Annotated in this window: 21 protein-coding genes and 1 pseudogene; 7 read left to right on the plus strand and 15 right to left on the minus strand. The window is 61.3% G+C overall.

The features are described 5' to 3' along the window. The 6 genes and pseudogenes from GV818_RS21860 to pmbA all read right to left on the minus strand — a co-directional run. The coding region (locus GV818_RS21860) for a ZIP family metal transporter (RefSeq protein ID WP_372242113.1) at positions 1–566 on the minus strand (566 nt) is incomplete at its 3' end. 31 nt (positions 567–597) lie between these two features. Then, positions 598–1,209 carry a superoxide dismutase gene (locus GV818_RS21865; RefSeq protein ID WP_161755611.1) on the minus strand — a complete coding sequence of 204 codons (612 nt, stop codon included), beginning with the start codon at positions 1,207–1,209 and terminating at the stop codon, positions 598–600. 2 nt (positions 1,210–1,211) lie between these two features. Beyond that, the gene (locus GV818_RS21870) at positions 1,212–1,661 is read right to left on the minus strand and encodes a hypothetical protein (protein WP_161777497.1); all 450 of its coding nucleotides are present in this window, start codon (positions 1,659–1,661) and stop codon (positions 1,212–1,214) included. A 27-nt stretch (positions 1,662–1,688) separates the two neighbouring features. Then, positions 1,689–3,065 (minus strand): class II fumarate hydratase, encoded by a 1,377-nt coding sequence (locus GV818_RS21875; protein ID WP_161777498.1) that lies wholly within the window; start codon positions 3,063–3,065, stop codon positions 1,689–1,691. After that, positions 3,058–3,453 (minus strand): annotated as a pseudogene (locus GV818_RS21880) (FagA protein). Before GV818_RS21880 ends, GV818_RS21875 begins: the two are co-directional and overlap by 8 nt. 155 nt (positions 3,454–3,608) lie before the next feature. Continuing rightward, positions 3,609–4,955 carry a metalloprotease PmbA gene (pmbA, locus tag GV818_RS21885; protein WP_161755619.1) on the minus strand — a complete coding sequence of 449 codons (1,347 nt, stop codon included), beginning with the start codon at positions 4,953–4,955 and terminating at the stop codon, positions 3,609–3,611. Positions 4,956–5,063: 108 nt separating this feature from the next. Between pmbA and yjgA the strand changes: the two genes are divergently transcribed. Next, positions 5,064–5,585 carry a ribosome biogenesis factor YjgA gene (yjgA, locus tag GV818_RS21890; protein WP_161755621.1) on the plus strand — a complete coding sequence of 174 codons (522 nt, stop codon included), beginning with the start codon at positions 5,064–5,066 and terminating at the stop codon, positions 5,583–5,585. Between the two features lie 49 nt (positions 5,586–5,634). Here yjgA and tldD read toward each other — a convergent pair whose 3' ends face one another. From tldD to mreB, 8 genes are all read right to left on the minus strand, one after another. Next, positions 5,635–7,077, minus strand: a complete 1,443-nt coding sequence (gene tldD, locus GV818_RS21895; protein ID WP_161755623.1) for a metalloprotease TldD — start codon at positions 7,075–7,077, stop codon at positions 5,635–5,637. A 26-nt stretch (positions 7,078–7,103) separates the two neighbouring features. Further along, the gene (locus GV818_RS21900) at positions 7,104–7,943 is read right to left on the minus strand and encodes a carbon-nitrogen hydrolase family protein (protein WP_161777499.1); all 840 of its coding nucleotides are present in this window, start codon (positions 7,941–7,943) and stop codon (positions 7,104–7,106) included. 58 nt (positions 7,944–8,001) lie between these two features. Next, the gene (locus tag GV818_RS21905; protein ID WP_161777500.1) at positions 8,002–11,805 is read right to left on the minus strand and encodes a YhdP family protein; all 3,804 of its coding nucleotides are present in this window, start codon (positions 11,803–11,805) and stop codon (positions 8,002–8,004) included. A 75-nt stretch (positions 11,806–11,880) separates the two neighbouring features. Beyond that, positions 11,881–13,338, minus strand: coding sequence for a ribonuclease G (rng, locus tag GV818_RS21910; protein ID WP_161777501.1), 1,458 nt, complete (start codon positions 13,336–13,338; stop codon positions 11,881–11,883). 56 nt (positions 13,339–13,394) lie between these two features. Then, entirely contained in the window at positions 13,395–14,000 is a 606-nt protein-coding gene (locus GV818_RS21915; protein ID WP_161777502.1) for a Maf family protein, read from the minus strand. 43 nt (positions 14,001–14,043) lie between these two features. After that, positions 14,044–14,535 carry a rod shape-determining protein MreD gene (gene mreD, locus GV818_RS21920; protein ID WP_161755633.1) on the minus strand — a complete coding sequence of 164 codons (492 nt, stop codon included), beginning with the start codon at positions 14,533–14,535 and terminating at the stop codon, positions 14,044–14,046. Next, positions 14,535–15,626 carry a rod shape-determining protein MreC gene (mreC, locus tag GV818_RS21925; RefSeq protein WP_161755873.1) on the minus strand — a complete coding sequence of 364 codons (1,092 nt, stop codon included), beginning with the start codon at positions 15,624–15,626 and terminating at the stop codon, positions 14,535–14,537. The genes mreD and mreC overlap by 1 nt, the downstream gene beginning before the upstream one ends. Positions 15,627–15,767: 141 nt before the next feature. Next, positions 15,768–16,805 carry a rod shape-determining protein MreB gene (mreB, locus tag GV818_RS21930; RefSeq protein WP_002555108.1) on the minus strand — a complete coding sequence of 346 codons (1,038 nt, stop codon included), beginning with the start codon at positions 16,803–16,805 and terminating at the stop codon, positions 15,768–15,770. 210 nt (positions 16,806–17,015) lie between these two features. Here mreB and gatC point away from each other — a divergent pair, with 210 nt between their 5' ends. The 6 genes from gatC (at position 17,016) to GV818_RS21960 (ending at position 22,212) form a co-directional block, all read left to right on the plus strand. Beyond that, the gene (gene gatC / locus GV818_RS21935; RefSeq protein ID WP_161755635.1) at positions 17,016–17,303 is read left to right on the plus strand and encodes an Asp-tRNA(Asn)/Glu-tRNA(Gln) amidotransferase subunit GatC; all 288 of its coding nucleotides are present in this window, start codon (positions 17,016–17,018) and stop codon (positions 17,301–17,303) included. Positions 17,304–17,319: 16 nt separating this feature from the next. After that, positions 17,320–18,771 (plus strand): Asp-tRNA(Asn)/Glu-tRNA(Gln) amidotransferase subunit GatA, encoded by a 1,452-nt coding sequence (gene gatA / locus GV818_RS21940; RefSeq protein ID WP_161755637.1) that lies wholly within the window; start codon positions 17,320–17,322, stop codon positions 18,769–18,771. 10 nt (positions 18,772–18,781) lie between these two features. Continuing rightward, a complete protein-coding gene (gene gatB / locus GV818_RS21945; protein ID WP_161777503.1) occupies positions 18,782–20,227 on the plus strand; it encodes an Asp-tRNA(Asn)/Glu-tRNA(Gln) amidotransferase subunit GatB in 1,446 nt (481 codons plus the stop codon). 118 nt (positions 20,228–20,345) lie between these two features. Continuing rightward, complete coding sequence (locus GV818_RS21950) at positions 20,346–20,720, plus strand: septal ring lytic transglycosylase RlpA family protein (protein WP_161755641.1); 375 nt, start codon at positions 20,346–20,348, stop codon at positions 20,718–20,720. A 50-nt stretch (positions 20,721–20,770) separates the two neighbouring features. Beyond that, a complete protein-coding gene (locus tag GV818_RS21955) occupies positions 20,771–21,835 on the plus strand; it encodes a calcium/sodium antiporter (RefSeq protein WP_161777537.1) in 1,065 nt (354 codons plus the stop codon). Then, the gene (locus GV818_RS21960; RefSeq protein ID WP_161755643.1) at positions 21,832–22,212 is read left to right on the plus strand and encodes a carboxymuconolactone decarboxylase family protein; all 381 of its coding nucleotides are present in this window, start codon (positions 21,832–21,834) and stop codon (positions 22,210–22,212) included. Before GV818_RS21955 ends, GV818_RS21960 begins: the two co-directional genes overlap by 4 nt. A 57-nt stretch (positions 22,213–22,269) precedes the next feature. Here GV818_RS21960 and GV818_RS21965 read toward each other — a convergent pair whose 3' ends face one another. Next, positions 22,270–23,211 (minus strand): AEC family transporter, encoded by a 942-nt coding sequence (locus GV818_RS21965; protein ID WP_161777504.1) that lies wholly within the window; start codon positions 23,209–23,211, stop codon positions 22,270–22,272. Positions 23,212–23,458 lie beyond the last annotated feature (247 nt).

Here is a 23,458-nt window from a genome sequence, read left to right on the forward strand (position 1 = left end):
GCCAGGCTGTCCGCATCGGGCATTCCCCCGCCCGCCGATACCCCGACCGCCATCCCTTCCGGAATGTTGTGAGCAATGATGGCAAACACAAATAGCCAGATTCTCGGGGCAATGACTGGATGCTCGGGAGTACCCACCAGCGTTTCCGGACTGCCTGCTGAGACCTTGCGGTCCACCAGGAACAGTCCGAAAGCACCGAGCATGATGCCGAGACTGATCAGGCCGCTGGAGCTCCAGGCCGACAAGCCCAGGCTCTGAGCGGCAGCGATACCCGGAACGATCAACGAAAACGCTGTCGCCGCCAACATCACGCCGGCCCCAAAGCCGAGCAAGGTGTCACTCACGGCCACCGGCATTCTGCGGATCACCAATACCGGGACAGCCCCCAGCGCCGTGCCCAATGCGCAGATCGATCCTCCCTGCAATGCCCGCAATAATCGCGGTTCCAGATTAAGCCAGCTCAGCCCTTGAGCCACCAGCAATGCGGTACCCGCCAACAGCAACAGCGAACCGAAGGCATAACGAAACATCCGTCCGCTGCTGATCGCCAGTGTTTCAGTGCCCATAGTCGGCCTTAGTTCTTATTGGTAGAAAATCTCAAGCCATCGCGGCCTGATAGCGTTGAGCAACTTCCGGCCAGTTGATGACGTTGTAAAAGGCATTGATGTACTCGGGTCGCCGGTTCTGATAACGCAGGTAATAGGCGTGCTCCCAGACGTCCAGGCCCAAAATCGGCGTGTTGCCATTCATCAGTGGACTGTCCTGATTACCGCTGCTCTCCACCACCAGCTTTTTCCCCGGCGTCACACTAAGCCAGGCCCAGCCACTGCCGAAGCGAGTCAACGCGGCCTTGGTGAAGGCGTCCTTGAAACTCTCGAAGCCACCCAACTGCTGCTCGATCGCCTGCCCCAGAGCGCCCTCTGGCTTGCCGCCGCCCGCAGGCGTCATCACTGCCCAGAACAGCGAGTGGTTGGCATGACCACCGCCCTGATTGATCACCGCAGCACGGAGTTTTTCCGGCAATTGTTGAATACTGGCCACCAGCTTTTCCACCTCCCACCCTGCCCACTCAGTGCCCTCCACAGCGGCATTGAGATTGTTGATGTAGGTCTGATGGTGCTTGGTGTAGTGAATTTCCATGGTCTGCGCATCGATGTGCGGTTCCAGGGCGTCGTAGGCGTAAGGCAAGGCAGGCAAGGTAAAGGACATATTCAGTGCACTCCAAAAGAGGGGCTGTCGGGTGTCGGGCCGTCGGAGGACAACCGCGCGACATTGCTGTCCAGCAAACGGTGATTACGGGGGTATTCACCGTGTTCACCAATGAAATTGAGCAACTCGACGTAGGTCTTGCTGCTTTGGCGCAGCGCCGCTTCCCGCAGGGCCGGTGCCAGGCGAGCGTCCTGCATGGTCTGCAGCAGGCGCTGGTGGATAGCGCAGAGGTACTCCGCGCTCTCCTCCGGCTGGTTCAGACGCAAATGCAGGTCCGCCAGGTTGTGATGGGAAATCACACAAGCCGCTACCGCTTCGTCGGGATTCGACCAGCGCTCGAACAACACCTGTGCCAGGGCCAGCGCCTGCAGGTAGAACTCGCGGGCATCCACCAGCTCCCCCTGCATGAACAAGCGATTAGCCCTTTCGATCGTGCGTTTCCAGTGCTCCATGGTGAGCCTCCAAAGCGGTGTCGAGGGTTACACGCCGCCAGCGGTGAGTTTTTCCGGATCCAGCAGGATCTCAAGCTGGCTACGCGACAGATCGGTGTGCTCAAGCGCTACGTCGATCACCGGACGTCCCTGCTTGTAAGCGGTCTTGGCGATTTCTGCGGCCTTCTGATAACCGATGATCGGGTTCAGGGCGGTGACCAGGATCGGGTTACGCGACAACGCCTCCTTGAGCTTGGATTCATTGACCTTGAAGCTGGCGATGGCTTTGTCCGCCAACAACCGGCTGGAGTTGGCCAGTAACTCGATGCTGCTCAACAGGTTCTGGGCAATGATCGGCAGCATCACGTTGAGCTCGAAGTTGCCCGATTGCCCGGCCACGGTGATGGTGCAGTCATTACCGATGACCTGCGCAGCAACCATCGCAGTGGCTTCCGGAATCACCGGATTGACCTTGCCGGGCATGATCGACGACCCCGGCTGCAGGGCTTCCAGCTCGATTTCGCCGAGCCCCGCCAGGGGGCCGGAGTTCATCCAGCGCAAGTCGTTGGCGATCTTCATCAATGACACCGCCGTGGCCTTGAGCTGGCCGGATACCGTTACCGCGGTGTCTTGGGAGCCGATCAGGGCGAACAGGTTCTTGCCCGGAGTGAACTGAACCTGGGTCAGCTTGCTCAACTGCTGGCTGAAGAGTGCCGCGAACTCGGGATGGGCGTTGATCCCAGTGCCCACCGCAGTGCCCCCCTGAGCCAGGGACTGCAGGCTCGGCAACAGGTCCTGCAAGTGGGCGATGTTGGCTTTGAGCTGTTGCGCCCAGCCTTCCAGGACCTGGCTCATGCGCACCGGCATGGCGTCCATCAAGTGGGTGCGACCGGTCTTGATGAAGGGATGCACCTGCACCGCCTTGTGCTCGATGACCGCCACCAGATGCACCAGCGCCGGCAGCAATTGCTCGTGCAGAGTCAGGGCTGCGCTGACATGAATGGTGGTGGGAATGATGTCGTTGCTGCTCTGGCCGCAGTTGACGTGATCGTTGGGGTTGACCGCCTCGCCCAACAGGCGGCTGGCCAGGGTCGCCAGCACTTCGTTGGCGTTCATGTTGGAACTGGTGCCGGAACCGGTCTGGAAGATGTCCACCGGAAAGTGCTGCATGAAGTCGCCTTCCAGCAGGCCCTGGGCAGCATCGACAATGGCCTTGCCCTGGGACTCGCTGAGCTGTCCAAGCTCGACGTTGGCCTTGGCCGCAGCGGCCTTGGCCAGGATCAAGGCACGAATGAAGGCGGCCGGCATACGCTGGCCACTGATAGGAAAGTTATCCACCGCACGCTGGGTCTGCGCCCCATACAGGGCCTGCTCCGGGACCTGCAGCTCGCCCATGCTGTCGCGTTCGATACGGGTATTACTCATCGGGGAATCCTTGCACCAGTTCAATCAGAGGAATGGAAGGCAACAGCGAGCAGGTCGCCAGTTGCTAGGCATGGCTTTGCCAGCGTTTGAGCCGGCACTTGCACAAAGACAGCCGTTCCAGGTCGCGTAAAGGCTTCCACGCCTGGTCCAGGCACAGGCTGCGCCAATGCCAAGGCAGCGCGGTATCGGTAGCGGTATCGATCAACAAACGGAAGGAGGTTTCAGCGACAGTCCAGGACGACATGGCGGTACAGCAGGCCAGGTAGCGCCCCTCGGCAAGGTAGTGCTCGATCAGACGCGGCTCGTCCGGTTCCAGTGCGCAACGGATCTGGCGGCTCATCCAGCGCCAGCTTTCGAGATAAGGCTGCTCGTGCAAGGCAGAACTCATGACCTGGGCTCATTGAATAATGAGATTCATTATTAAATGATATTGAGAATCAAATCAATTGAGCTTGTGCAATTTTCATCCCCCCATGAACAATCACAGGCACAAAAAAACGCGCCACCCGTGAAGGTCGCGCGTTTCGTTGAAGCCTGCCTTGATCAGCTGCCGGCGACGGTCATGCGTTCGATCAGCACCGAACCGGTGCGGATGTTGCTGCGCAGTTCCAGATCACTGCCCACGGCGACGATCTGCTTGAACATGTCCCGTAGATTACCGGCAATGGTCACTTCCTGTACGGCGAACTGGATTTCACCGTTCTCCACCCAGAACCCCGCCGCGCCACGCGAGTAGTCCCCAGTGACCATGTTCAGGCCATGGCCCATCAACTCGGTCACCAACAGGCCGCGTCCCATGCGCCGCAATAGCGCCGTCTGGTCTTCATCGCCATGGGTGACGAACAGGTTGTGCACGCCACCGGCGTTGGCGGTGCTCGGCATGCCCAGCTTGCGCCCGGAGTAGGTGCCGAGCACATAGGACACCAGCTCACCGTCCTTGACGAAAGGTTTGGCGTAGGTCGCCAGGCCATCACCGTCGAACGACGAACTGCCCATGGCACGCATCAAGTGCGGCCGCTCATCGATGGTCAGCCATTCAGGAAACAGTTGCTGGCCCAGGGCGCCTTCAAGGAATGAAGACTTGCGATACAGATTGCCGCCGGAAATCGCCCCGAGGAAACTGCCGAACAAACCGCCAGCCAGCTCTGCGGAAAACAGTACCGGCACTTCGCAGGTCGGTACCGGACGAGCACCCAGGCGGCTGGCGGCACGCTGGGCGGCGCGCTGGCCAATGCTCGCCGGATCCGCCAGCAACTGGCCCTGGCGATTGACGTCATACCAGTAATCGCGCTGCATCTGGCCATCGGCCTCGGCAATCATCACACAGCTCAGACTGTGACGAGTGGACGCATAACCACCAATGAAACCATGGCTGTTGCCATAGACCCGGCAACCCTGGTGGGTGCTCAAGGTGGTGCCATCGGCATTCTTGATCCGGGCATCTGTGGCAAAGGCCGCTGCTTCACAAGCCAGAGCCTGCTCGATGGCTTGCTCAGGGGTGATGTCCCAGGCATGAAACAGGTCGAAGTCCTGCAGGTCCTTGGCCATCAAGGAGGCATCTGCCAGGCCCGAGGCTTCGTCTTCGGAGGTGTGCTTGGCGATTGCCAAGGCCGCAGCCACGGTTTCACGAATAGCTTCGGGACCGCTGGCGGAAGTGCTGGCCGAACCCTTGCGCTGGCCCATGTAGAGGGTGATGCCAAAGCCCTGGTCGCGGTTGAATTCCACGGTCTCCACTTCCCGCTGGCGCACCGATGTCGACAGCCCCTGCTCCAGCGACACCGCCACTTCACAGGCACTGGCCCCCTGGCGCTTGGCCTCGGCGATGATCTGCTCGACTTGCTCCTGCAGGGCCGGCAAAGCCTGTGGGCCGACGCTTTGTGCTGCACTCATGGTGTTCTCCACTCAAATTCTGCTTTCGATTAAGGCCGGCGAGCGACCGGGCCGGACAAGCGGCCCTCGACTGGTTATCATGGCGGCGTTTCTTTGCGGACTGCCACCATGGTTGATTCTTACGACGCCTCCCTCGATGGGGAAAAAAGCAAAACCCAGGTCAAACGCGAGCTGCATGCTCTGGTTGATCTCGGCGAGCGCCTTACCACTCTCAAGCCCGACTTGCTGGCCAAACTGCCCCTGACCGACGCTATGCGCCGGGCCCTGGCGGATGCGCCCAAGCACGTCGCCCATATCGCCCGTAAACGCCACCTGCAATTCATCGGCAAGTTGATGCGGGACCAGGACACCGACGCGATTCTGCAATTGCTTGATCAACTCGATGCCTCCACCCGGCAATACAACGAACGCTTCCATAACCTGGAACGTTGGCGTGACCGCCTGATCGGCGGTGGCGATGACGTGCTGGAAAAGTTCGTCGGCGAATACCCGGACGCCGATCGCCAGCAGCTGCGCTCCCTGATCCGTCAGGCCCAGCATGAGGTGGCCCAGAACAAGGCGCCGGCCTCCAGCCGTAAAATTTTCAAGTACATCCGCGAACTGGACGAGACTCAACGCGGTCTGCGTTGAGCCTTTCACGGGTGAGTTGCCCAGCAACTCACCCGGCGCCCCTCCTCTCTTATGCCCCTGTACCGCCCACGGTGATCGCATCGATCTTCAGGGTCGGCTGGCCGACGCCCACCGGCACCGATTGCCCATCCTTGCCGCAGGTACCGACGCCGCTGTCCAGGGACAGGTCATTGCCCACCATCGACACTCGGCTCATGGCTTCAGGGCCGTTGCCGATCAGGGTTGCGCCCTTGACCGGCGCGGTGATCTTGCCGTCTTCGATCAGGTACGCCTCGCTGGTGGAGAACACGAACTTGCCGCTGGTGATGTCGACTTGGCCACCACCGAGGTTGGCGCAGTAGATACCCTTCTTCACCGAGGCGATGATTTCCGCCGGATCGCTTTCGCCACCCAGCATGTAAGTGTTGGTCATGCGCGGCATCGGCAGGTGCGCGTAGGACTCGCGGCGACCGTTGCCGGTACGTGCCACACCCATCAGCCGGGCATTCAACTTGTCCTGCATGTAGCCCTTGAGCACGCCGTTCTCGATCAGCGTGGTGCACTCGGTCGGGGTGCCTTCATCGTCCACGCTCAGCGAGCCACGGCGTCCGGCCAAGGTGCCGTCGTCGACGATGGTGCAGAGTTTCGAGGCCACCATCTCACCCATGCGCCCGCTGTAGGCTGAACTGCCTTTACGGTTGAAGTCGCCTTCCAGGCCGTGGCCCACTGCCTCGTGCAGCAGCACCCCGGACCAGCCGGAGCCGAGCACCACTGGCAAGGTGCCAGCTGGCGCCGGAATCGCTTCGAGGTTGACCAGGGCTTGGCGCAGCGCCTCACGGGCATAACCCATGGCACGGTCTTCGCTGAGGAAATAACGGTAATCGGTACGTCCGCCGCCACCGTGGCCACCGCGTTCGCGGCGGCCGTTCTGCTCGACGATGACGCTGACATTGAAGCGCACCAGCGGCCGCACATCCGCCGCCAGGCCGCCGTCGGTGGAAGCCACCAGGATCCGTTCCCAGACCCCGGCCATGCTCACGCTGACCTGCTGGATACGCGGGTCCAGGGCACGGGTTGCCACGTCCACACGCTTGAGCAACTCGACTTTCTCGGCTCGGCTGAGGACTTCCAGGGGGTTGTCCGGCGCATAAAGCTGCGCCACATCCTGGGTGGTGAACGCCTGCACGGCGCCGTTCTGCCCGGCCCGGGAGATTGAGCGCGCCGCACGGGCGGCCAGGCCCAGGGCTTCCAGGGTGATGGCGTTGCTGTAGGCGAAGCCGGTCTTCTCACCGGATTGCGCACGCACCCCGACCCCTTGGTCGAGGTTGAAACTGCCTTCCTTGACGATCCCGTCTTCCAGGGACCAGGATTCGGAGATCTGTCCCTGGAAATACAGGTCGGCGGCATCGATGCCCGGGCCGGCCAGATCCCCCAGCACGCCCTGCAGGCTTTCGATGGTCACGCCGCCAGGGGCTAGTAGATGTTCACTGACTGAGGACAACAACCCACTCATATGCTTTGGCCTTAAATTCGTCGTACTTATGCAAGTCGTTGAACGCCTTGCGAGAAAATGCGCCGGTGACTGAACACCGGCATCCGCGCCCGAATGGACGCCTGTTCACTGCTGTCGCGCTCGGCCAGCAGCACACCCTCACCTTGATCCTGTTGCGCCAGCAGCCGTCCCCAGGGATCGACTATGGCCGCATGTCCGTAGGTTTCCCGCGGACCGGGATGAACGCCGCCCTGCGCCGCCGCCAGCAGGTAGCACTGGGTTTCGATGGCCCGGGCACGAATCAGCACGTCCCAATGCGCGGCACCGGTGACCGCCGTAAACGCCGAAGGCGCGGTAATCAACTCCGCCCCTGCAGCCCGCAACTCGCTGTACAGCTCGGGAAAGCGCAGGTCATAACAGACGGTCAGCCCCAATCGCCCCACTGGCGTATCAGCCACCACCACGCGGTTTCCATGAGCATAGTCATCGGATTCGCGGTAGCGCCCTCGATTGTCCGCCACGTCGACGTCGAACAGATGCAGCTTGTCGTAACGCGCAGCGACCTGCCCCTGGTCATCCACCAGTAACGAACAGGCATTGGACTTGGCCTCGGGCTGATCCTCGGGCGGCAACGGCAAGGTACCGGCCACTATCCATAACTTGAGGTCGCGGGCGGCCTGTTTCAACCACGGCAGGATCGGACCTTCGCCCAAGGCTTCGGCACGCCCGATGACGGCCATGTCACGGCGCCCCATAGCGGCGAAATTCTCTGGCAGCACCGCCAGCCTTGCACCGCCGGCAGCTGCTTGTTCAAGCAGGCCACGAGCCTGCGCCAGATTGGCCAGGATATCGCTCTGGCTGACCATTTGAATCACCGCAAGAGACATGGCGTACTCCGTGTTGGGTAGGCCGCCATGCTACTCCATAGGGGCGAATCGAGGATTCTCAAAACGGCTTGTCGAGGGTGATTTTTGGCTCTTTCCACGGACCTTTGACGTTGTATTTGACGCTGGCAAAGCGCGCCACCCGATCACCGATCAGCTTGTCGATCAGGAACAACGCCCCACCCACCGCTGGCGCGCCGACGATCAGCGCGGCAATCGGCAGGTTGTTGGTCACCGGCAAGGTCACCAGCAGCTTGGCATCCACCTGGTCGGCCACCATGTCCAGGGTGCCATTGAGCTCCAGGTTGCTCGACGGTCCGGTGAGAGTGATCGGCTCACGGGTGACATAGACGCCGTTGCTCGCTGCCAGCACCCCCCTAACCCGGTCATAGCTCAGGCCCTTGCCGAACAGGTCGGAGAAGTCCAGGCGCAAGCGCCGACCAATGGAGTTGAAGTTGAGCAGGCCAAACACCCGCAACGCCTGGGCCCCGCCGTCGACTTCGACGAACTGGCCCTTGCGCAAGGTGGCGTCCAGGCTTCCGGAATAACGCTTCAGGCCGACCCAGGCCGGCGAGCCCGGCCAACGACCATCAACGTCCAAGTGAAAGTCTTCACTGGTAACCGTAGGCGCAAAACCCCAGCCCTTGAGCACGTCTGCGAGGTTCTTGCCGGCAATGCGACCACGATACCAACTGCTGCTGGCACCGGCCTGGCCTTCCCAGCCACCCTCGCCTTGCAACTGCATGCCCTTGAGTCCGAGGTCCAGGCTGTTGAAGCCCATGCCCTTGGCCGTTGGCCGCACCTTGAGTGCCCAACGGCCGATCAGGTCAGAGCCCTGAAACAGCTGCTCAATGGCAATATCCAGCGGCGGAACATTCTTGGGGTCCACCGACGCCAGCGGATCGGGGGCATTCTCATCGGCCTGCGCCGCAGGGTCAGCGGCCGGCAAGCGCACGTATTGCATGTTGATGGCCATTGGCGTGGTCTTGGCATCGGGCATGCCGACCTTGCCTTTGGCCTGCTGACTGTCGATCTGCAACTCCCAGGCAGCTGGCTTACGCATCAACAGCAGGTTGACCTGATCCAGGCGGGTGCCGAAGGCACTGAGCGTACCGACCTTGAAATCGGCGCTGCTGAGCAACTGCTTGGCGCTGCCGCCCGGGTCCTGCCCAGCATAGCGATCCACCAGGGCTTTCCAGGGTTCTACATCCAGCTCGGACAAAATCCCGCGGACCCGCAGCCCTTTGACAGTGGGCAGCAAAGCCGCGCCATCACCAAGGAACAGCTCGCCGCGCCCCTCGGCGAGCTTGCCGCTGGGCGCGGCAAAGGTGAAATCGGCCAACTCGCCGTAATTGAACCAGTAACGTCGCTCGGGCCCTTGCAAGGTCATGCGGAACACACTGTTGCGCCCAGTGCTGGCCGCCATACCGAACGGGGCCGGCAGATCCACCGCCACGCCCTTGAGGCTTGAACTGACCATCAACTGGCTGTCAGCGCCGTCGAGGTTCAATTGCAGCTGATACGGCACCTCGCCAGACACCGGCAGCGGCTGGCTGACTTGCAGCCAGTCGGTGAGTTTCTTCACCGCCACCTGCCCCTTGGCTACCACTCGAGTATTGGGCTTGCCAGGTTTGCCATCAGCGAAAATCTGCGCGCTCACCGGTCGGTCGAAGGCCTGGGCACTGATGCCTTCGCCACTGAGGCCCTTAGCGCTGTCGAAACGGAAATTGCCCTTGAGCTGGGTCAATTCCAGTTCCGGCTCACTGAGCTTGAGTCGCGCGTTGTCGGTCTTGAAGTTCACCACGATCTTCGGCTCTTCGCCTTTGACCAGGGGAATGTCCAAATCCAGATTGCCTTGCAGGTCACCCTCGCCTTGCCAGCCGGCAAAGGTCGAGGCGGTTCCGATCGGTGCCTCCTGGAGAATCTTTACCCCGTCCCCCAGGCCACCGGCAAAACCACCGTCGATGAACATATGGGCACTCTTACCGCTGGCGGCATGGGGAATGTTGACGAACACATCCCGTACCTTGGTGTCCAGCAACTGCCCTTTGCTGGCGACGATGCGCACCCCGCTGTCCTCGACGAACACATCCCCACTGACCTTGCTCAGGTGCGGCCAGCCCGGCTGGAACGCCAGCTCGGTGTCATGCACCTTGAAGAACAGGCTGATGCTGCGGGCCGCCTCGATGGCGTCATGGTTCAGCGAACCCTGGTACTGAAAGAAACCCTGGTCCACCGCGCCCTTGAGGATCGCCGTGCGCAGCCATTCGTCCACCGCCGGGTTGAGCATTTGCGGCAGGTACTTGGCGGTGTAGCGCCCATCGCCATCGACCAGGCCGACCCGCAGGTCCATGTAGTCTTCCTGGCTGTGATCGAAATGCAGACGGATCAGGAAATCGCCGGCGATCTTGCCCTCCTCTCCGAGCACCTTGAGGTAGGGGGAAATCAGAGTGAAACCTTGCTTGTCGAGCGTCCAGGTCAAGGTGGCGTTGGCCTGGATATACTGCCAGGGCTTGGCGAAAATCGGGAACAGGTGCAGGGAGAAATCCTTGCTGTCCATACGCAGCTCGCCCTTGCCCAGGTCGCCGCTGATGCTACCGCTGACGTTCCGCGCTGCCGGGGCACCATGATAGGCGTCGAAACCGACGCGTTCGAGATTGGCAGCAAAGCTCAGACGCTGATCGTCGGTGGCCTGGGGCCGGTAGTCGAGCAGCACATTGCGCAGCCCACCGGTGACCTTCAGGCGATCGATGGTCGTGGCCAGCGCCTCCGGCAACGGCGCCAACGCGTGGAGGATCGGCGTTACCGGGGTCAGATCCAGGCGATCAGCCTGCAACTGCCAGAGTTCTTCGCTTTGTTCCGTGGCCTTGGTCTGCTGCACTAGCAAGCGAGACTCCCAGCGAGTCTCGCCGAGGTTCAGCGCCAGGGAATCAAGTTGCACCTGCAAGCCTTGTTCACTGCGCTGGAAGTAGGCGTTCAAGGCCAGGTTCTTCAGGGTCACCGGGGCACGCTCGGCATAGGCAGCGGTGAACTGCGGTGCATTCAGGCGCAACGTGGCGTTCTGCACCGTGCCTTGGCCCCAGTTCAGCCACAGCTCGCCGCCGGCCTTGAGCGCGGACAGTTTCCATTCCTGGGTAAGGCGAGCCGGCAGCCAGCGCGACCAGTCACTTTGCGGCAGACTCAGGTACAGGTCGGCTTGAGCGTCACGCCAGGCGTCGGCACGGATCCGCGTGCGCAGGTTCAAGGCCAGGGGCTGGCCGTCCGGCAGGGTCAGGCGCAGATCCAGGCGCTGGCGACTGGGGCCGGTACGCAGGTTGAGTCCGACATAGGTCAGGGCAAGCGGTTGATGATCTTGCGGCAACAAGGTGATCTGACTGTCCAACACCGACAGTTCCGCCACCTGCTGCAGGCGGGTCAGCAATTGCTCGGGGTCCACTGGCTGATCCTGCTGCACTGGTAGGCCTTGCAACTGCCATTGGCCGTCCACCCCCTCCTTGAGGCTCAGGCTCAGGCCGCTGAGTTCCAGGCGTCCAATCTGCAGCTCACCCGCCAGCAGGCTGCCAAGCACATCCGGCGCCACACTCACCTGATCCAGGCGCAAGGCATTGGCGCCCTCGCCGACCATCACGTCATGGGCGAGCAGGATCGGTGACAAGCCTCTCCAGCGGCCTTCGAGGCTACCGATATGTACCGGCAAGCCCACGGCCTGCTGTACCTTGGCTTCAACTTCAGCCTGGTATTCAGCCACCAACGGAGTCAGTTCGCGCCCCAGGCTGACATACAAGGCAGTCATCACCAGCGCCAACGCACAGAGGCCCAGCCCCCAGCGAGTCAGCGTGGTGAACAGGCGGATCAGCCGCTCCATTTCAGTTGGCTCCCATGGCAAAAGTCATGCAAAAAGCTGAAGCCAGCCGTTTCCACTGATGTAAAGCACGCGGAATCAGAGCAGCACCACGTCGTATTGTTCCTGGGAATACATGGTTTCGACCTGGAACCTGATGGTCCGGCCAATAAAACCTTCCAACTCCGCAACGTTACCGGACTCCTCATCCAGCAAACGATCAACCACTTTCTGATTGGCCAGCACCCGATACCCTTCTGCCTGATAAGCCCGAGCTTCGCGGAGGATTTCACGGAATATTTCGTAACAGACGGTTTCTGGCGTCTTCAACTTACCCCGTCCCTGGCAACTGCTGCAGGGTTCGCAGAGCACCTGCTCGAGGCTTTCCCGGGTCCGCTTACGCGTCATCTGCACCAACCCGAGTTCGGTAATGCCGATGATGTTGGTCTTGGCGTGATCGCGCTCCAGCTGCTTCTCCAGAGTGCGCAGCACCTGCCGCTGATGCTCCTCATCTTCCATGTCGATGAAGTCGATGATGATGATCCCGCCGAGGTTGCGCAGGCGCAATTGCCGGGCAATGGCGGTGGCGGCTTCGAGGTTGGTCTTGAAGATGGTTTCCTCAAGATTGCGGTGGCCGACGAAGGCCCCGGTGTTGACGTCGATGGTGGTCATGGCTTCCGCCGGGTCCACCACCAGGTAGCCACCGGACTTGAGCGGCACTTTGCGCTCCAGGGCTTTCTGGATTTCATCCTCGACGCCGTACAGGTCGAAGATCGGGCGCTCACCAGGGTAATGCTCCAGGCGATCGGCGATTTCCGGCATCAGCTCGGCAACGAACTGGGTAGTCTTCTGGAAGGTTTCCCGGGAATCGATGCGGATCTTCTCGATCTTCGGGCTCACCAGGTCCCGCAGGGTACGCAGCGCCAGGCCGAGGTCCTCGTAGATCACACTGGGTGCGCCAATGGTCTTGATCTGCATACCGATCTGATCCCAGAGCCGGCGCAGGTAGCGGATGTCCATCATGATCTCGTCGACCCCGGCGCCCTCGGCGGCGGTACGCAGGATGAACCCGCCAGCCTCCTTGATGCCTTCCTGGGCCACGCAATCGCTGACCACTTGCTTCAAGCGCTCACGCTCGGCCTCGTCTTCAATCCTCAGCGAGATACCAACATGAGCGGTACGCGGCATGTACACCAGGTAGCGGGACGGGATCGACAGCTGGGTGGTCAGGCGTGCGCCCTTGGAGCCAATGGGGTCCTTGGTGACTTGCACCACCAGGCTCTGCCCTTCGTGCACCAGGGCGCTGATGCTCTCGACTGCCGGGCCTTCGCGGTTGGAGATTTCCGAAGCATGGATAAAGGCCGCACGATCCAGGCCGATGTCGACGAAGGCTGCCTGCATGCCCGGCAATACCCGCACCACCTTGCCTTTATAGATGTTGCCGACAATGCCCCGGCGCTGGGTGCGCTCGACGTGAACCTCTTGCAGCACTCCGTTTTCGACCACCGCCACCCGCGATTCCATCGGCGTGATGTTGATCAGAATCTCTTCACTCATGGCAGTGTCTCGTTCAGGCGTGTTCATAGAGGGCCGCAGTAGTTGGGTACGGCGCTTTAGCGCACTGGAAGGTTTTGCCAACAGGGTATGCCGAAATGGCCGAGCAGTTCTGCGGTTTCGCACACCGGCAAGCCGACCACGGCGGAATAGCTGCCATTGAGCCCGGACACAAACACCGCCGCAAGTCCCTGAATCGCATAACCGCCAGCTTTATCCGCAGGCTCGCCACTGGCCCAGTAGAGCGCTGCCTCTTCGGCCGAGATGGGGCGAAAACGCACCAGGCTACGCACCACCAGCGACTCGCAACGATCACCGTCGAGCAAGGCAATCGCAGTCAGCACTTCGTGTTCGCGTCCAGACAGCGCCATAAGCATCGCCAGGGCATCGGCCTGATCCTGCGGCTTGCCAAGAATCAGCCCATCGAGCACCACCGCAGTATCGGCGCCCAGCACGCAAGCCGGAGCCTGGGATTCACTGCTGGTGATCAACCCGCGACCGGCCGCTGCCTTGCCCCGAGCCAGGCGCTCGACGTAGGCGGCAGGAGGCTCATCGGCCAGCGGGGTTTCATCGATATCCGCATTGATGGCGGTGAAAGGTACGCCAATCTGCGTGAGCAACTCACGCCGACGGGGTGAACCCGAAGCGAGGTAAAGCGGACTCATCAAGACATCTCCCTGTCGAGGTACGGGCCAATGCCTGACCGAATTAATTGATTTTGAAACGTCGGCACAAACCACGCAGGCCAAAGCTGACCCAGGGCCACAACAAGGCACTGACCAGCGCCGGCAACACCAAGGCCAGGGTCGGCTGACGATTGCCGGTCAGGGCACTGAGCCATAGCTGCACAAGCTGCGCCAGGCCAAAGATCACCAGGATCACCAAGCTCTGCTGCCACATCGGGAACATCCGCAGACGCTGCTGCAGGGACAGCACGAGGAACGTGATCAACGTCAGGATCAAGGCGTTCTGCCCCAGCAGGGTGCCATAGAGCACATCCTCGGCCAGCCCCAGGCACCAGGCGGTGACCATCCCCACCTTGTGCGGCAGGGCCAAGGCCCAGAAGGCCAGCAGTAGAGCCAGCCACAATGGGCGCAGGATTTCCATGAACTGTGGCAACGGCGACACGCTCAGCAGCAGGCCGATGAGGAATGTCAGCCAGACAATCCAGCCGTTTCGTGAATAGGTACTGCCCGCCATTATTCTCTTCCTCCGGTGGTGGCCGGTACCGCTGCCGGTGGCTTGGCAGCCGCCGGTTTCACCACAGGTTTATGAACCGGCTTGACCGGAGCATGGGCCGCAGGCTTGACCGGCGTCGCCGCGGCTGGCGCCGGAGCAGCATTGGCCGCCCCGGCCGGAGCTGTTGCAGGCTTGGGTACTGTGGCCGGGACCACCGGCGTCGCGTTGCCACCCTGTCGGTCCTGGGCCTCCTGGGCCTGGGCGGCATCGTTGGCCCGCTCTTCAGCGGTACGTGGATCGCTGAACACCAGCAGCAGGTAACGGCTGCGGTTCAACGCTGCAGTGGGCACTGCTCGCACAATAGCGAAGGGCTGGCCAGAGTCGTGAATCACTTCCTTGACCGTGGCCACCGGATAGCCGGCAGGGAAACGCTGGCCAAGACCGGAACTGACCAATAGGTCGCCTTCCTTGATGTCGGCAGTATCGGCCACATGGCGCAACTCCAGGCGCTCCGGATTACCGGTGCCGCTGGCGATGGCGCGCAGGCCGTTGCGGTTGACCTGAACCGGAATGCTATGGGTGGTGTCGGTCAGCAACAGGACACGAGAGGTGTAGGGCATCAACTCGACCACCTGCCCCATAAGGCCTCGGGCATCGAGCACCGGCTGACCGAGGAACACACCATCACGCTCACCTTTATTGATGATGATGCGATGGGTGAAGGGGTTCGGGTCCATGCCGATCAACTCGGCCACTTCGACCTTCTCGTTGACCAGCGCCGAAGAGTTGAGCAACTCACGCAGGCGCACGTTCTGCTCGGTCAGGGCCGCGAGCTTTTGCATGCGTCCCTGCAACAGCAGGTTTTCAGTCTTGAGTTTTTCGTTTTCGGCCACCAGCTCGGTACGGCTGCCAAACTGGCTGGCCACACCTTGCCATAGCCGTTGTGGCAGGTCGGTGATCCAGTAGGACTGCATCAACACCAGCGACATCTGGCTACGCACTGGCTTGAGCAGTGTGAAGCGGGCATCGACCACCATCAGTGCGACCGACAGCACGACCAGCACCAGGAGGCGCACGCCTAATGAGGGACCTTTGGCGAAAAGCGGTTTAATAAGCCGCTCCTCCCAGGCAAATGTTGTGTTTATTCATACGGCATCAAACCGGCCTGGATGCAGATTGACAGAAGATAAACGCCACAGGCAGCACTGCAAAGTGCTGCCTGTGGGCGCAACAGCATAGACCTCGCAGCGATGTTATTCGCTGGAGAGCAGGTCCATGGTGTGCTTGTCCATCATTTCCAATGCACGACCACCGCCACGAGCGACACAGGTCAGCGGGTCTTCGGCGACGATCACCGGCAGACCGGTTTCCTGGGCCAGCAACTTGTCCAGGTCACGCAACAATGCACCACCACCGGTCAGTACCAGACCACGCTCGGCGATATCCGAAGCCAGCTCCGGAGGCGATTGCTCCAGGGCGCTTTTCACTGCCTGAACGATGGTGGCCAGGGACTCTTGCAGAGCTTCCAGCACCTCATTGGAGTTCAGGGTGAAGGCACGTGGCACGCCTTCAGCCAGGTTACGACCACGTACGTCGACTTCACGTACTTCACCGCCCGGGTAAGCGGTGCCGATTTCCTGCTTGATGCGCTCGGCGGTGGATTCACCGATCAGGCTGCCGTAGTTGCGACGCACGTAGGTGATGATCGCTTCGTCGAAACGGTCGCCGCCGACACGGACGGATTCGGCATACACCACACCGTTCAGGGAGATCAGGGCGATTTCAGTGGTACCACCACCGATGTCCACCACCATCGAACCGCGGGCTTCTTCAACCGGCAGGCCGGCACCGATGGCAGCAGCCATCGGCTCTTCGATCAGGAACACTTCACGGGCACCGGCGCCAAGGGCCGATTCACGGATGGCACGACGCTCAACCTGGGTGGACTTGCATGGAACGCAGATCAGCACACGAGGGCTAGGCTGCAGGAAGCTGTTTTCGTGAACCTTGTTGATGAAGTACTGCAGCATCTTTTCGCAGACGCTGAAGTCGGCGATCACGCCGTCTTTCATCGGACGAATGGCTGCAATATTGCCCGGAGTACGACCGAGCATGCGCTTGGCTTCAGTACCAACCGCCACAACACTTTTCTGATTACCGTGGGTCCGAATGGCCACAACTGATGGTTCATTCAGGACAATACCGCGCTCGCGCACGTAAATAAGGGTGTTGGCAGTGCCCAGGTCAATGGAAAGATCGCTGGAAAACATGCCACGCAGTTTCTTGAACATGGGGAAGGGACCCTAGGCAACGCGTGGGTAAAAAAGTGCGGCAAACTCTAACAACGACAGGGATTTTGGGCAAGGCGCCAATATGTTAAATTGACCGCTTTTCTGTGCACCAACCCCCACAATCGCGGCCATAAGACCGTAGAAATGCGGTAGTGTTCCGACAATCTAACACACGGACGAGATCCGTTCTGTTTTCCACTGGAGAATCCCATGGCGCTTGAACGCTCCGACGTGGAAAAAATCGCTCATTTGGCCTGCATCAAGCTCAATGAAAGCGATCTTCCACACATCACCTCCGCCCTGAACAGCATTCTCGGGCTGGTGGATGAAATGCAGGCAGTCGATACCGACGGTATCGAGCCCCTGGCCCACCCACTGGAGGCCAGCCAGCGCCTGCGCGCAGACGTTGTGACCGAGTCCAATCATCGCGAGGCTTATCAGTCCATCGCGCCAGCGGTCGAAAACGGCCTGTATCTGGTTCCGAAAGTCATCGACTAAAGGGAAAGAGCCTGCAATGCATCACATGACTCTGGCCGAGATCGCCCGCGGACTCGCCGACAAGAAATTCTCTTCCGTAGAACTGACCCAGACCCTGCTGGCGCGCATCGCCCAGCTGGATCCTCAGCTCAACAGCTTCATCAGCCTAACCCAGGACCTGGCACTGTCCCAGGCCCAGGCCGCCGACGCCCGTCGTGCCAATGGCGAGAACGGCGCCCTGCTCGGCGCACCGATCGCGCACAAGGACCTGTTCTGCACCCAGGGCATCCGCACCAGCTGCGGCTCGAAAATGCTGGACAACTTCAAGGCGCCGTATGACGCCACCGTGGTCGCCAAACTGGCCGCTGCCGGGGCTGTGACCCTGGGCAAGACCAACATGGACGAGTTCGCCATGGGCTCGGCCAACGAGTCGAGTTGGTACGGTGCGGTGAAAAACCCATGGAACCTGGAACACGTGCCGGGCGGTTCGTCCGGTGGTTCCGCCGCAGCCGTCGCCGCGCGCCTGTTGCCTGCGGCCACCGCTACCGACACCGGCGGCTCGATCCGCCAACCCGCTGCCTTCACCAACCTCACCGGTCTGAAACCGACCTACGGTCGCGTTTCCCGCTGGGGCATGATTGCCTACGCCTCCAGCCTCGACCAGGGCGGCCCGTTGGCCCGCACCGCCGAAGACTGCGCAATCCTGTTGCAAGGCATGGCTGGCTTCGACCCGAACGACTCCACCAGCATCGATGAACCGGTGCCGGACTACAGCGCCGGCCTTAACGGTTCGCTGCAGGGCCTGCGGATCGGCGTGCCGAAAGAGTACTTCAGTGCCGGCCTCGACCCACGCATCGCCGAGCTGATCCACAACAGCATCAAGGCGCTGGAAAAGCTCGGCGCCGTGATCAAGGAAATCAGCCTGCCGAACATGCAGCACGCGATTCCCGCGTACTACGTGATCGCCCCGGCGGAAGCCTCCTCCAACCTGTCGCGTTTTGACGGCGTGCGCTTCGGCTATCGCTGCGACAACCCAGAGAAGCTGGAAGACCTGTACAAACGCTCCCGTGGCGAAGGCTTCGGCAGCGAAGTGCAGCGCCGGATCATGGTCGGTGCCTATGCGCTGTCCGCCGGCTACTACGACGCCTACTACCTCAAGGCGCAGAAAATCCGGCGCCTGGTAAAAAACGACTTCATGACCGCCTTCAATGAAGTCGACATCATCCTTGGCCCAACCACGCCGAACCCGGCCTGGAAGCTCGGGGCCAAGAGCAGCGACCCGGTCGCTGCGTACCTGGAAGACGTCTACACCATCACCGCCAACCTCGCCGGCCTGCCGGGCTTGTCCATGCCAGCCGGTTTCGTCGATGGCTTGCCGGTAGGCGTGCAGTTGCTTGCGCCGTACTTCCAGGAAGGTCGCCTGTTGAACGTTGCCCACCAGTATCAGCTCAACACTGACTGGCACACCCGCACCCCAACCGGCTTCTGAGGAGATACACATGCAATGGGAAGTCGTGATCGGGCTGGAGATTCATACCCAGCTCACCACCAAATCGAAGATTTTCTCTGGTAGCTCCACCGCCTTTGGTGCCGAGCCCAACACCCAGGCCAGCCTGATCGACCTGGGCATGCCCGGCGTACTGCCAGTGCTGAACCAGGAAGCTGTGCGCATGGCCGTGATGTTCGGCCTGGCCATTGATGCCGAAATCGGCCAGCACAACGTGTTCGCCCGTAAGAACTACTTCTACCCGGACCTGCCCAAGGGCTACCAGATCAGCCAGATGGAGTTGCCGATCGTCGGCAAGGGCCACCTGGACATCCCCCTGGAAGACGGCACGGTGAAACGCGTTGGCATCACCCGCGCGCACCTGGAAGAAGACGCCGGCAAGAGCCTGCACGAAGAATTCAACGGCGTCACCGGCATCGACCTGAACCGTGCCGGTACGCCGCTGCTGGAAATCGTTTCCGAGCCTGATATGCGCAGCGCCAAGGAAGCCGTGGCCTACGTCAAGTCGGTCCACGCGCTGGTGCGTTACCTGGGAATCTGCGACGGCAACATGGCCGAAGGCTCCCTGCGGTGCGACTGCAACGTCTCGATCCGCCCCAAGGGCCAGGTCGAGTTCGGCACCCGCTGCGAGATCAAGAACGTCAACTCGTTCCGCTTCATCGAAAAGGCCATCAACAGCGAAATCCAGCGCCAGATCGAGCTGATCGAAGACGGTGGCAAAGTGATCCAGCAGACTCGCCTGTACGACCCGAACAAGGACGAGACCCGTCCGATGCGCAGTAAGGAAGAAGCCAACGACTACCGTTACTTCCCCGACCCGGACCTGCTGCCAGTAGTCATCGAGGACAGCTTCCTCGACCAGGTACGCAGCACCCTGCCGGAACTGCCGCCACAGAAACGCGAGCGCTTCCAGGAGCAGTTCGGCCTGTCGGTCTACGACGCCAGCGTGCTTGCCACCAGTCGTGAGCAAGCGGACTACTTCGAGCAGGTCGCCCGCATCGCCGGCGATGCCAAACTCGCGGCCAACTGGGTCATGGTCGAGCTGGGCAGCCTATTGAACAAGCAAGGCCTGGAAATCGACGAAGCCCCGGTCTCGGCGGAACAACTGGGTGGCATGCTGCTGCGGATCAAGGACAACACCATCTCCGGCAAGATCGCCAAGACCGTGTTCGAAGCCATGGCCAATGGCGAAGGCAGCGCCGACGAGATCATCGACAAGCGCGGCCTCAAGCAAGTCACTGACAGCGGCGCGATCTCGGCGGTGCTCGACGAGATGCTCGCGGCCAACGCCGAACAGGTTGAACAATACCGCGCCGCCGATGAAGCCAAGCGCGGCAAGATGTTCGGCTTCTTTGTCGGTCAAGCGATGAAGGCCTCCAAAGGCAAGGCCAACCCGCAACAAGTCAACGAACTGCTGAAAAGCAAGCTCGAAGGCTGATCGAAAAGTGACGCGGTGGCTTGTCAGTCGAAACGGGATGCACGCACCCCGGTCTTCGCTGGCAAGCCAGCGCCTACTCGCGACTGCTTCTCCCCCCCTTTCAATAGAGCGTTCCAGCATGCGGCCTCTGCTCATTGTCGGTGCCCTGCTCGTTCTACTCACGGGTTGCGTCAGCAGCCATGTCATCGACCCTCGGGGTTATGACGAAACCGGAACGGCCTCCTATTACGGTGCCCAGCACCACGGCAAACGCACCGCCAGTGGCGAAGCCTTCGACCAGAACGGCCTCACCGCCGCCCATCGAGAACTGCCGTTCGGCACCCGGGTGCAAGTCACCAACCTGGGCAACGACAAAAGTGTCGTGGTCCGCATCAATGACCGTGGCCCGCACACCCGTGGCCGCCTGATCGACCTGTCCCGCACTGCCGCTCAACAGCTGGATATGCTGCGCAGCGGTACCGCCAAAGTACGCATCCAAGCCCTCAGCGACTGACCGACGGAGCCCTAGCCATTACCGCCTTTGCCGAACTGCCCCTGCTCAGCCTGATCCAGCTCATCAGCGGCCTGCTGATGCTGATCGCCGGCGCCGAGTTGCTGGTGCGCGCCGCCGTGCGCCTGGCGGCGCGGCTGCATGTACGCCCGCTGATCATGGGCCTGAGCATCGTCGCCTTCGGCAGCAGCGCGCCGCAAATGGCCATCAGCCTGCAAGCGACCCTGGCCGATAACACCGACATTGCCGTGGGCAGCGTGATCGGCAGCAGCATCTTCAACATCCTGGTGATCCTCGGCCTCTCGGCCCTGATCATTCCACTGCGAGTGTCGCGGCAACTGGTACGCCTGGACATCCCGCTGATGATCGGCGCCAGCCTGCTGGTGTTCGCCCTTGCCTATAACGAACGCCTCACTTCGGTTGATGGCCTGATCCTGCTCGCAGCCCTGGTGCTGTATCTGGTCCTGCTATTACGCCAGTCAAGGCACTCGGCGCGCCCTCGTTTACCCGATCCTGCCGACCAGCGCAGCGCAGCCCCCAGATTCAGCAGCATGCTGATGGTCCTCCTCGGCCTGGGGCTGCTGGTCTTCGCCGGGCACCTGTTGCTGGGCGCTGCCATCACCGTGGCTGATAACCTGGGGCTGTCGGAGCGGGTCATGGGGTTGACGGTGATTGCCGTCAGCGCCTCCCTGCCGCAGCTCGCCACCTCGTTGCTTGCTGCCTTGCGCGGCCAGCGGGATATCGCCGTGGGCAACGTCATTGGCAGCAACCTGTTCAACCTGCTGGGGGTGCTGGGATTCACCGCCCTGGTGGCGCCGACGCCGCTCTCGGTCTCGCCCAATGCCCTGGACTTCGACCTGCCAGTGATGCTCGGCGTGGCGGTGCTATGCCTGCCAGTGTTCTATTCCGGGTACCGCGTGACCCGGGCTGAAGGCCTACTGTTTCTCGGCCTGTACCTGGCCTATAGCCTGCACGTGGTGTCCTTCACCACCGGCATGCCCCTGGCCGGCAAACTGGAACACTTGATGCTGTTTTTCGTCCTGCCAGCGCTGGTGGCGTTTCTGCTGTTCAGTTCGCTACGGGCCTGGCGCCGCCAACACAAGAGAGAAACGCCATGAGCGAGAACAAGAAAAACGGGGTGCAAATGCGTCGCCAGGTAATGGGCGATGCCTTTGTCGATCGCGCCCTGGGCAACGCCACCGAGTTCACCCAGCCGTTGCAGGATTTCGTCAACGAGCATGCCTGGGGCGGGGTATGGAACCGCGAAGGGCTGCCATTGAAAACCCGCAGCCTGATTACCCTGGCGGCCTTGACGGCACTCAAATGCCCGCAGGAGCTTAAAGGCCACGTGCGTGGCGCCCTGAACAACGGTTGCACTGTGGACGAGATTCGCGAAGCGCTGCTGCATTGCGCGGTGTACGCCGGCGTACCCGCGGCCATCGACGCCTTCCGCGCCGCGCAGGAAGTGATAGACACTTATCAACAGGCCAACTGAAGACTCGCCATCGGGGCAATGATCGCCGGCTGACCGGCGATCCGCTTCATCGGGTGCTCAGATCCAACCGCCCCACTGCAACAGGAAGATCCCGAGGTTGGTGGTCACGGCCGCCATTACGGTGGTGATGACGATGATCGCCGCCGCCAGTTCATGATTGCCATTGGCCGCCCGGGCCATGACAAAACTCGCCGCCGCAGTCGGGCTGCCAAAGTACAGGAACAGGATCCCCAGTTCCGCCCCACGAAACCCGTATAACCAGGCCCCCAGGGTCGCCAACGCCGGCAGGCTGACCATCTTCAACAGGCTCGAACTCATGGCCATCCGACCACTGTTGCGCAAGGCCACCATGGACAAGGTGCCACCAATGCAGATCAGTGCCATGGGCAAGGTCATCTGCGCCAGGTATCGACCCGACGTCTCCAGCCAACCCGGCAACGGAATCTGCCAGTAAGCGAACGGCACCGCCGCCAGCACACTGATTATCAGCGGATTGCGCACCACACTCTTGAAGATGCTCCAGGGATCTGACTTGATCTGCGGGCTATAGACCGCCAGGACAATGGTCGACAGGGTGTTGTAGAACAGGATCACCAGGGCCGCCAGCACCGCCCCCAGGGAGATCCCGTAATCCCCATACATGCTCGCCGCCAGGGCTAGACCGATGATTGCGTTATTGCCGCGAAATGCGCCCTGGGTATAGATACCGCGATCGGCCCGTGGACAACGCCAGATCGCCCAGCCCCAGGCCAGAGCAAAACACACCAGGGTGGCCACGCCAAAGTAGATCAATACCGCCGGTTTCAACGCCGAATGCAGGTCCGCATGCAGAATGCCGAGAAACAGCAGCGCCGGCATGTTGACGTTGAACGCCAGCGCCGAAGCGACATGGATAAAGTTGTCGTTGATCCACCCCACCCGCTTGAGCAGTAGCCCAAGGAACAACATCGCAAAAACAGGCGCAGTGATCGTCAGCGTTTCGAAAAAGATGGCCAGCATGCGCGAATGAACCTTGAGCCTGTCGTCAGGGCGCCAATGATAATCCAATCCACAGGCCGCCGCCCGGCGTTGCCTCCATCTGGATTCGGCTCGTTCAGCCCATGCAACAGCCCCGTCCGCTCGATCTCCCAAGCGTATTGACGCCTTGGAGAACGAAGCCGAAGCACCGAGCAAAACCTGCCATTCGCAATGCTTGATACAGGAAGGAATCATTCCTTGCTTGACGGCGGAAAGTCTTCCTCTATTA

The organism is Pseudomonas sp. Fl4BN1 (genome assembly GCF_009908285.1).
GTDB lineage: Bacteria > Pseudomonadota > Gammaproteobacteria > Pseudomonadales > Pseudomonadaceae > Aquipseudomonas.

Bases quoted from the DNA above. Each gene is read 5' to 3' on its own strand.
- GV818_RS21865 (WP_161755611.1), bottom strand. From the start codon at position 1,209: ATGTCCTTTACCTTGCCTGCCTTGCCTTACGCCTACGACGCCCTGGAA.
- GV818_RS21870 (WP_161777497.1), bottom strand. From the start codon at position 1,661: ATGGAGCACTGGAAACGCACGATCGAAAGGGCTAATCGCTTGTTCATG.
- GV818_RS21875 (WP_161777498.1), bottom strand. From the start codon at position 3,065: ATGAGTAATACCCGTATCGAACGCGACAGCATGGGCGAGCTGCAGGTC.
- pmbA (WP_161755619.1), bottom strand. From the start codon at position 4,955: ATGAGTGCAGCACAAAGCGTCGGCCCACAGGCTTTGCCGGCCCTGCAG.
- yjgA (WP_161755621.1), top strand. From the start codon at position 5,064: ATGGTTGATTCTTACGACGCCTCCCTCGATGGGGAAAAAAGCAAAACC.
- tldD (WP_161755623.1), bottom strand. From the start codon at position 7,077: ATGAGTGGGTTGTTGTCCTCAGTCAGTGAACATCTACTAGCCCCTGGC.
- GV818_RS21900 (WP_161777499.1), bottom strand. From the start codon at position 7,943: ATGTCTCTTGCGGTGATTCAAATGGTCAGCCAGAGCGATATCCTGGCC.
- GV818_RS21905 (WP_161777500.1), bottom strand. From the start codon at position 11,805: ATGGAGCGGCTGATCCGCCTGTTCACCACGCTGACTCGCTGGGGGCTG.
- rng (WP_161777501.1), bottom strand. From the start codon at position 13,338: ATGAGTGAAGAGATTCTGATCAACATCACGCCGATGGAATCGCGGGTG.
- GV818_RS21915 (WP_161777502.1), bottom strand. From the start codon at position 14,000: ATGAGTCCGCTTTACCTCGCTTCGGGTTCACCCCGTCGGCGTGAGTTG.
- mreD (WP_161755633.1), bottom strand. From the start codon at position 14,535: ATGGCGGGCAGTACCTATTCACGAAACGGCTGGATTGTCTGGCTGACA.
- mreB (WP_002555108.1), bottom strand. From the start codon at position 16,805: ATGTTCAAGAAACTGCGTGGCATGTTTTCCAGCGATCTTTCCATTGAC.
- gatC (WP_161755635.1), top strand. From the start codon at position 17,016: ATGGCGCTTGAACGCTCCGACGTGGAAAAAATCGCTCATTTGGCCTGC.
- gatA (WP_161755637.1), top strand. From the start codon at position 17,320: ATGCATCACATGACTCTGGCCGAGATCGCCCGCGGACTCGCCGACAAG.
- gatB (WP_161777503.1), top strand. From the start codon at position 18,782: ATGCAATGGGAAGTCGTGATCGGGCTGGAGATTCATACCCAGCTCACC.
- GV818_RS21950 (WP_161755641.1), top strand. From the start codon at position 20,346: ATGCGGCCTCTGCTCATTGTCGGTGCCCTGCTCGTTCTACTCACGGGT.
- GV818_RS21960 (WP_161755643.1), top strand. From the start codon at position 21,832: ATGAGCGAGAACAAGAAAAACGGGGTGCAAATGCGTCGCCAGGTAATG.
- GV818_RS21965 (WP_161777504.1), bottom strand. From the start codon at position 23,211: ATGCTGGCCATCTTTTTCGAAACGCTGACGATCACTGCGCCTGTTTTT.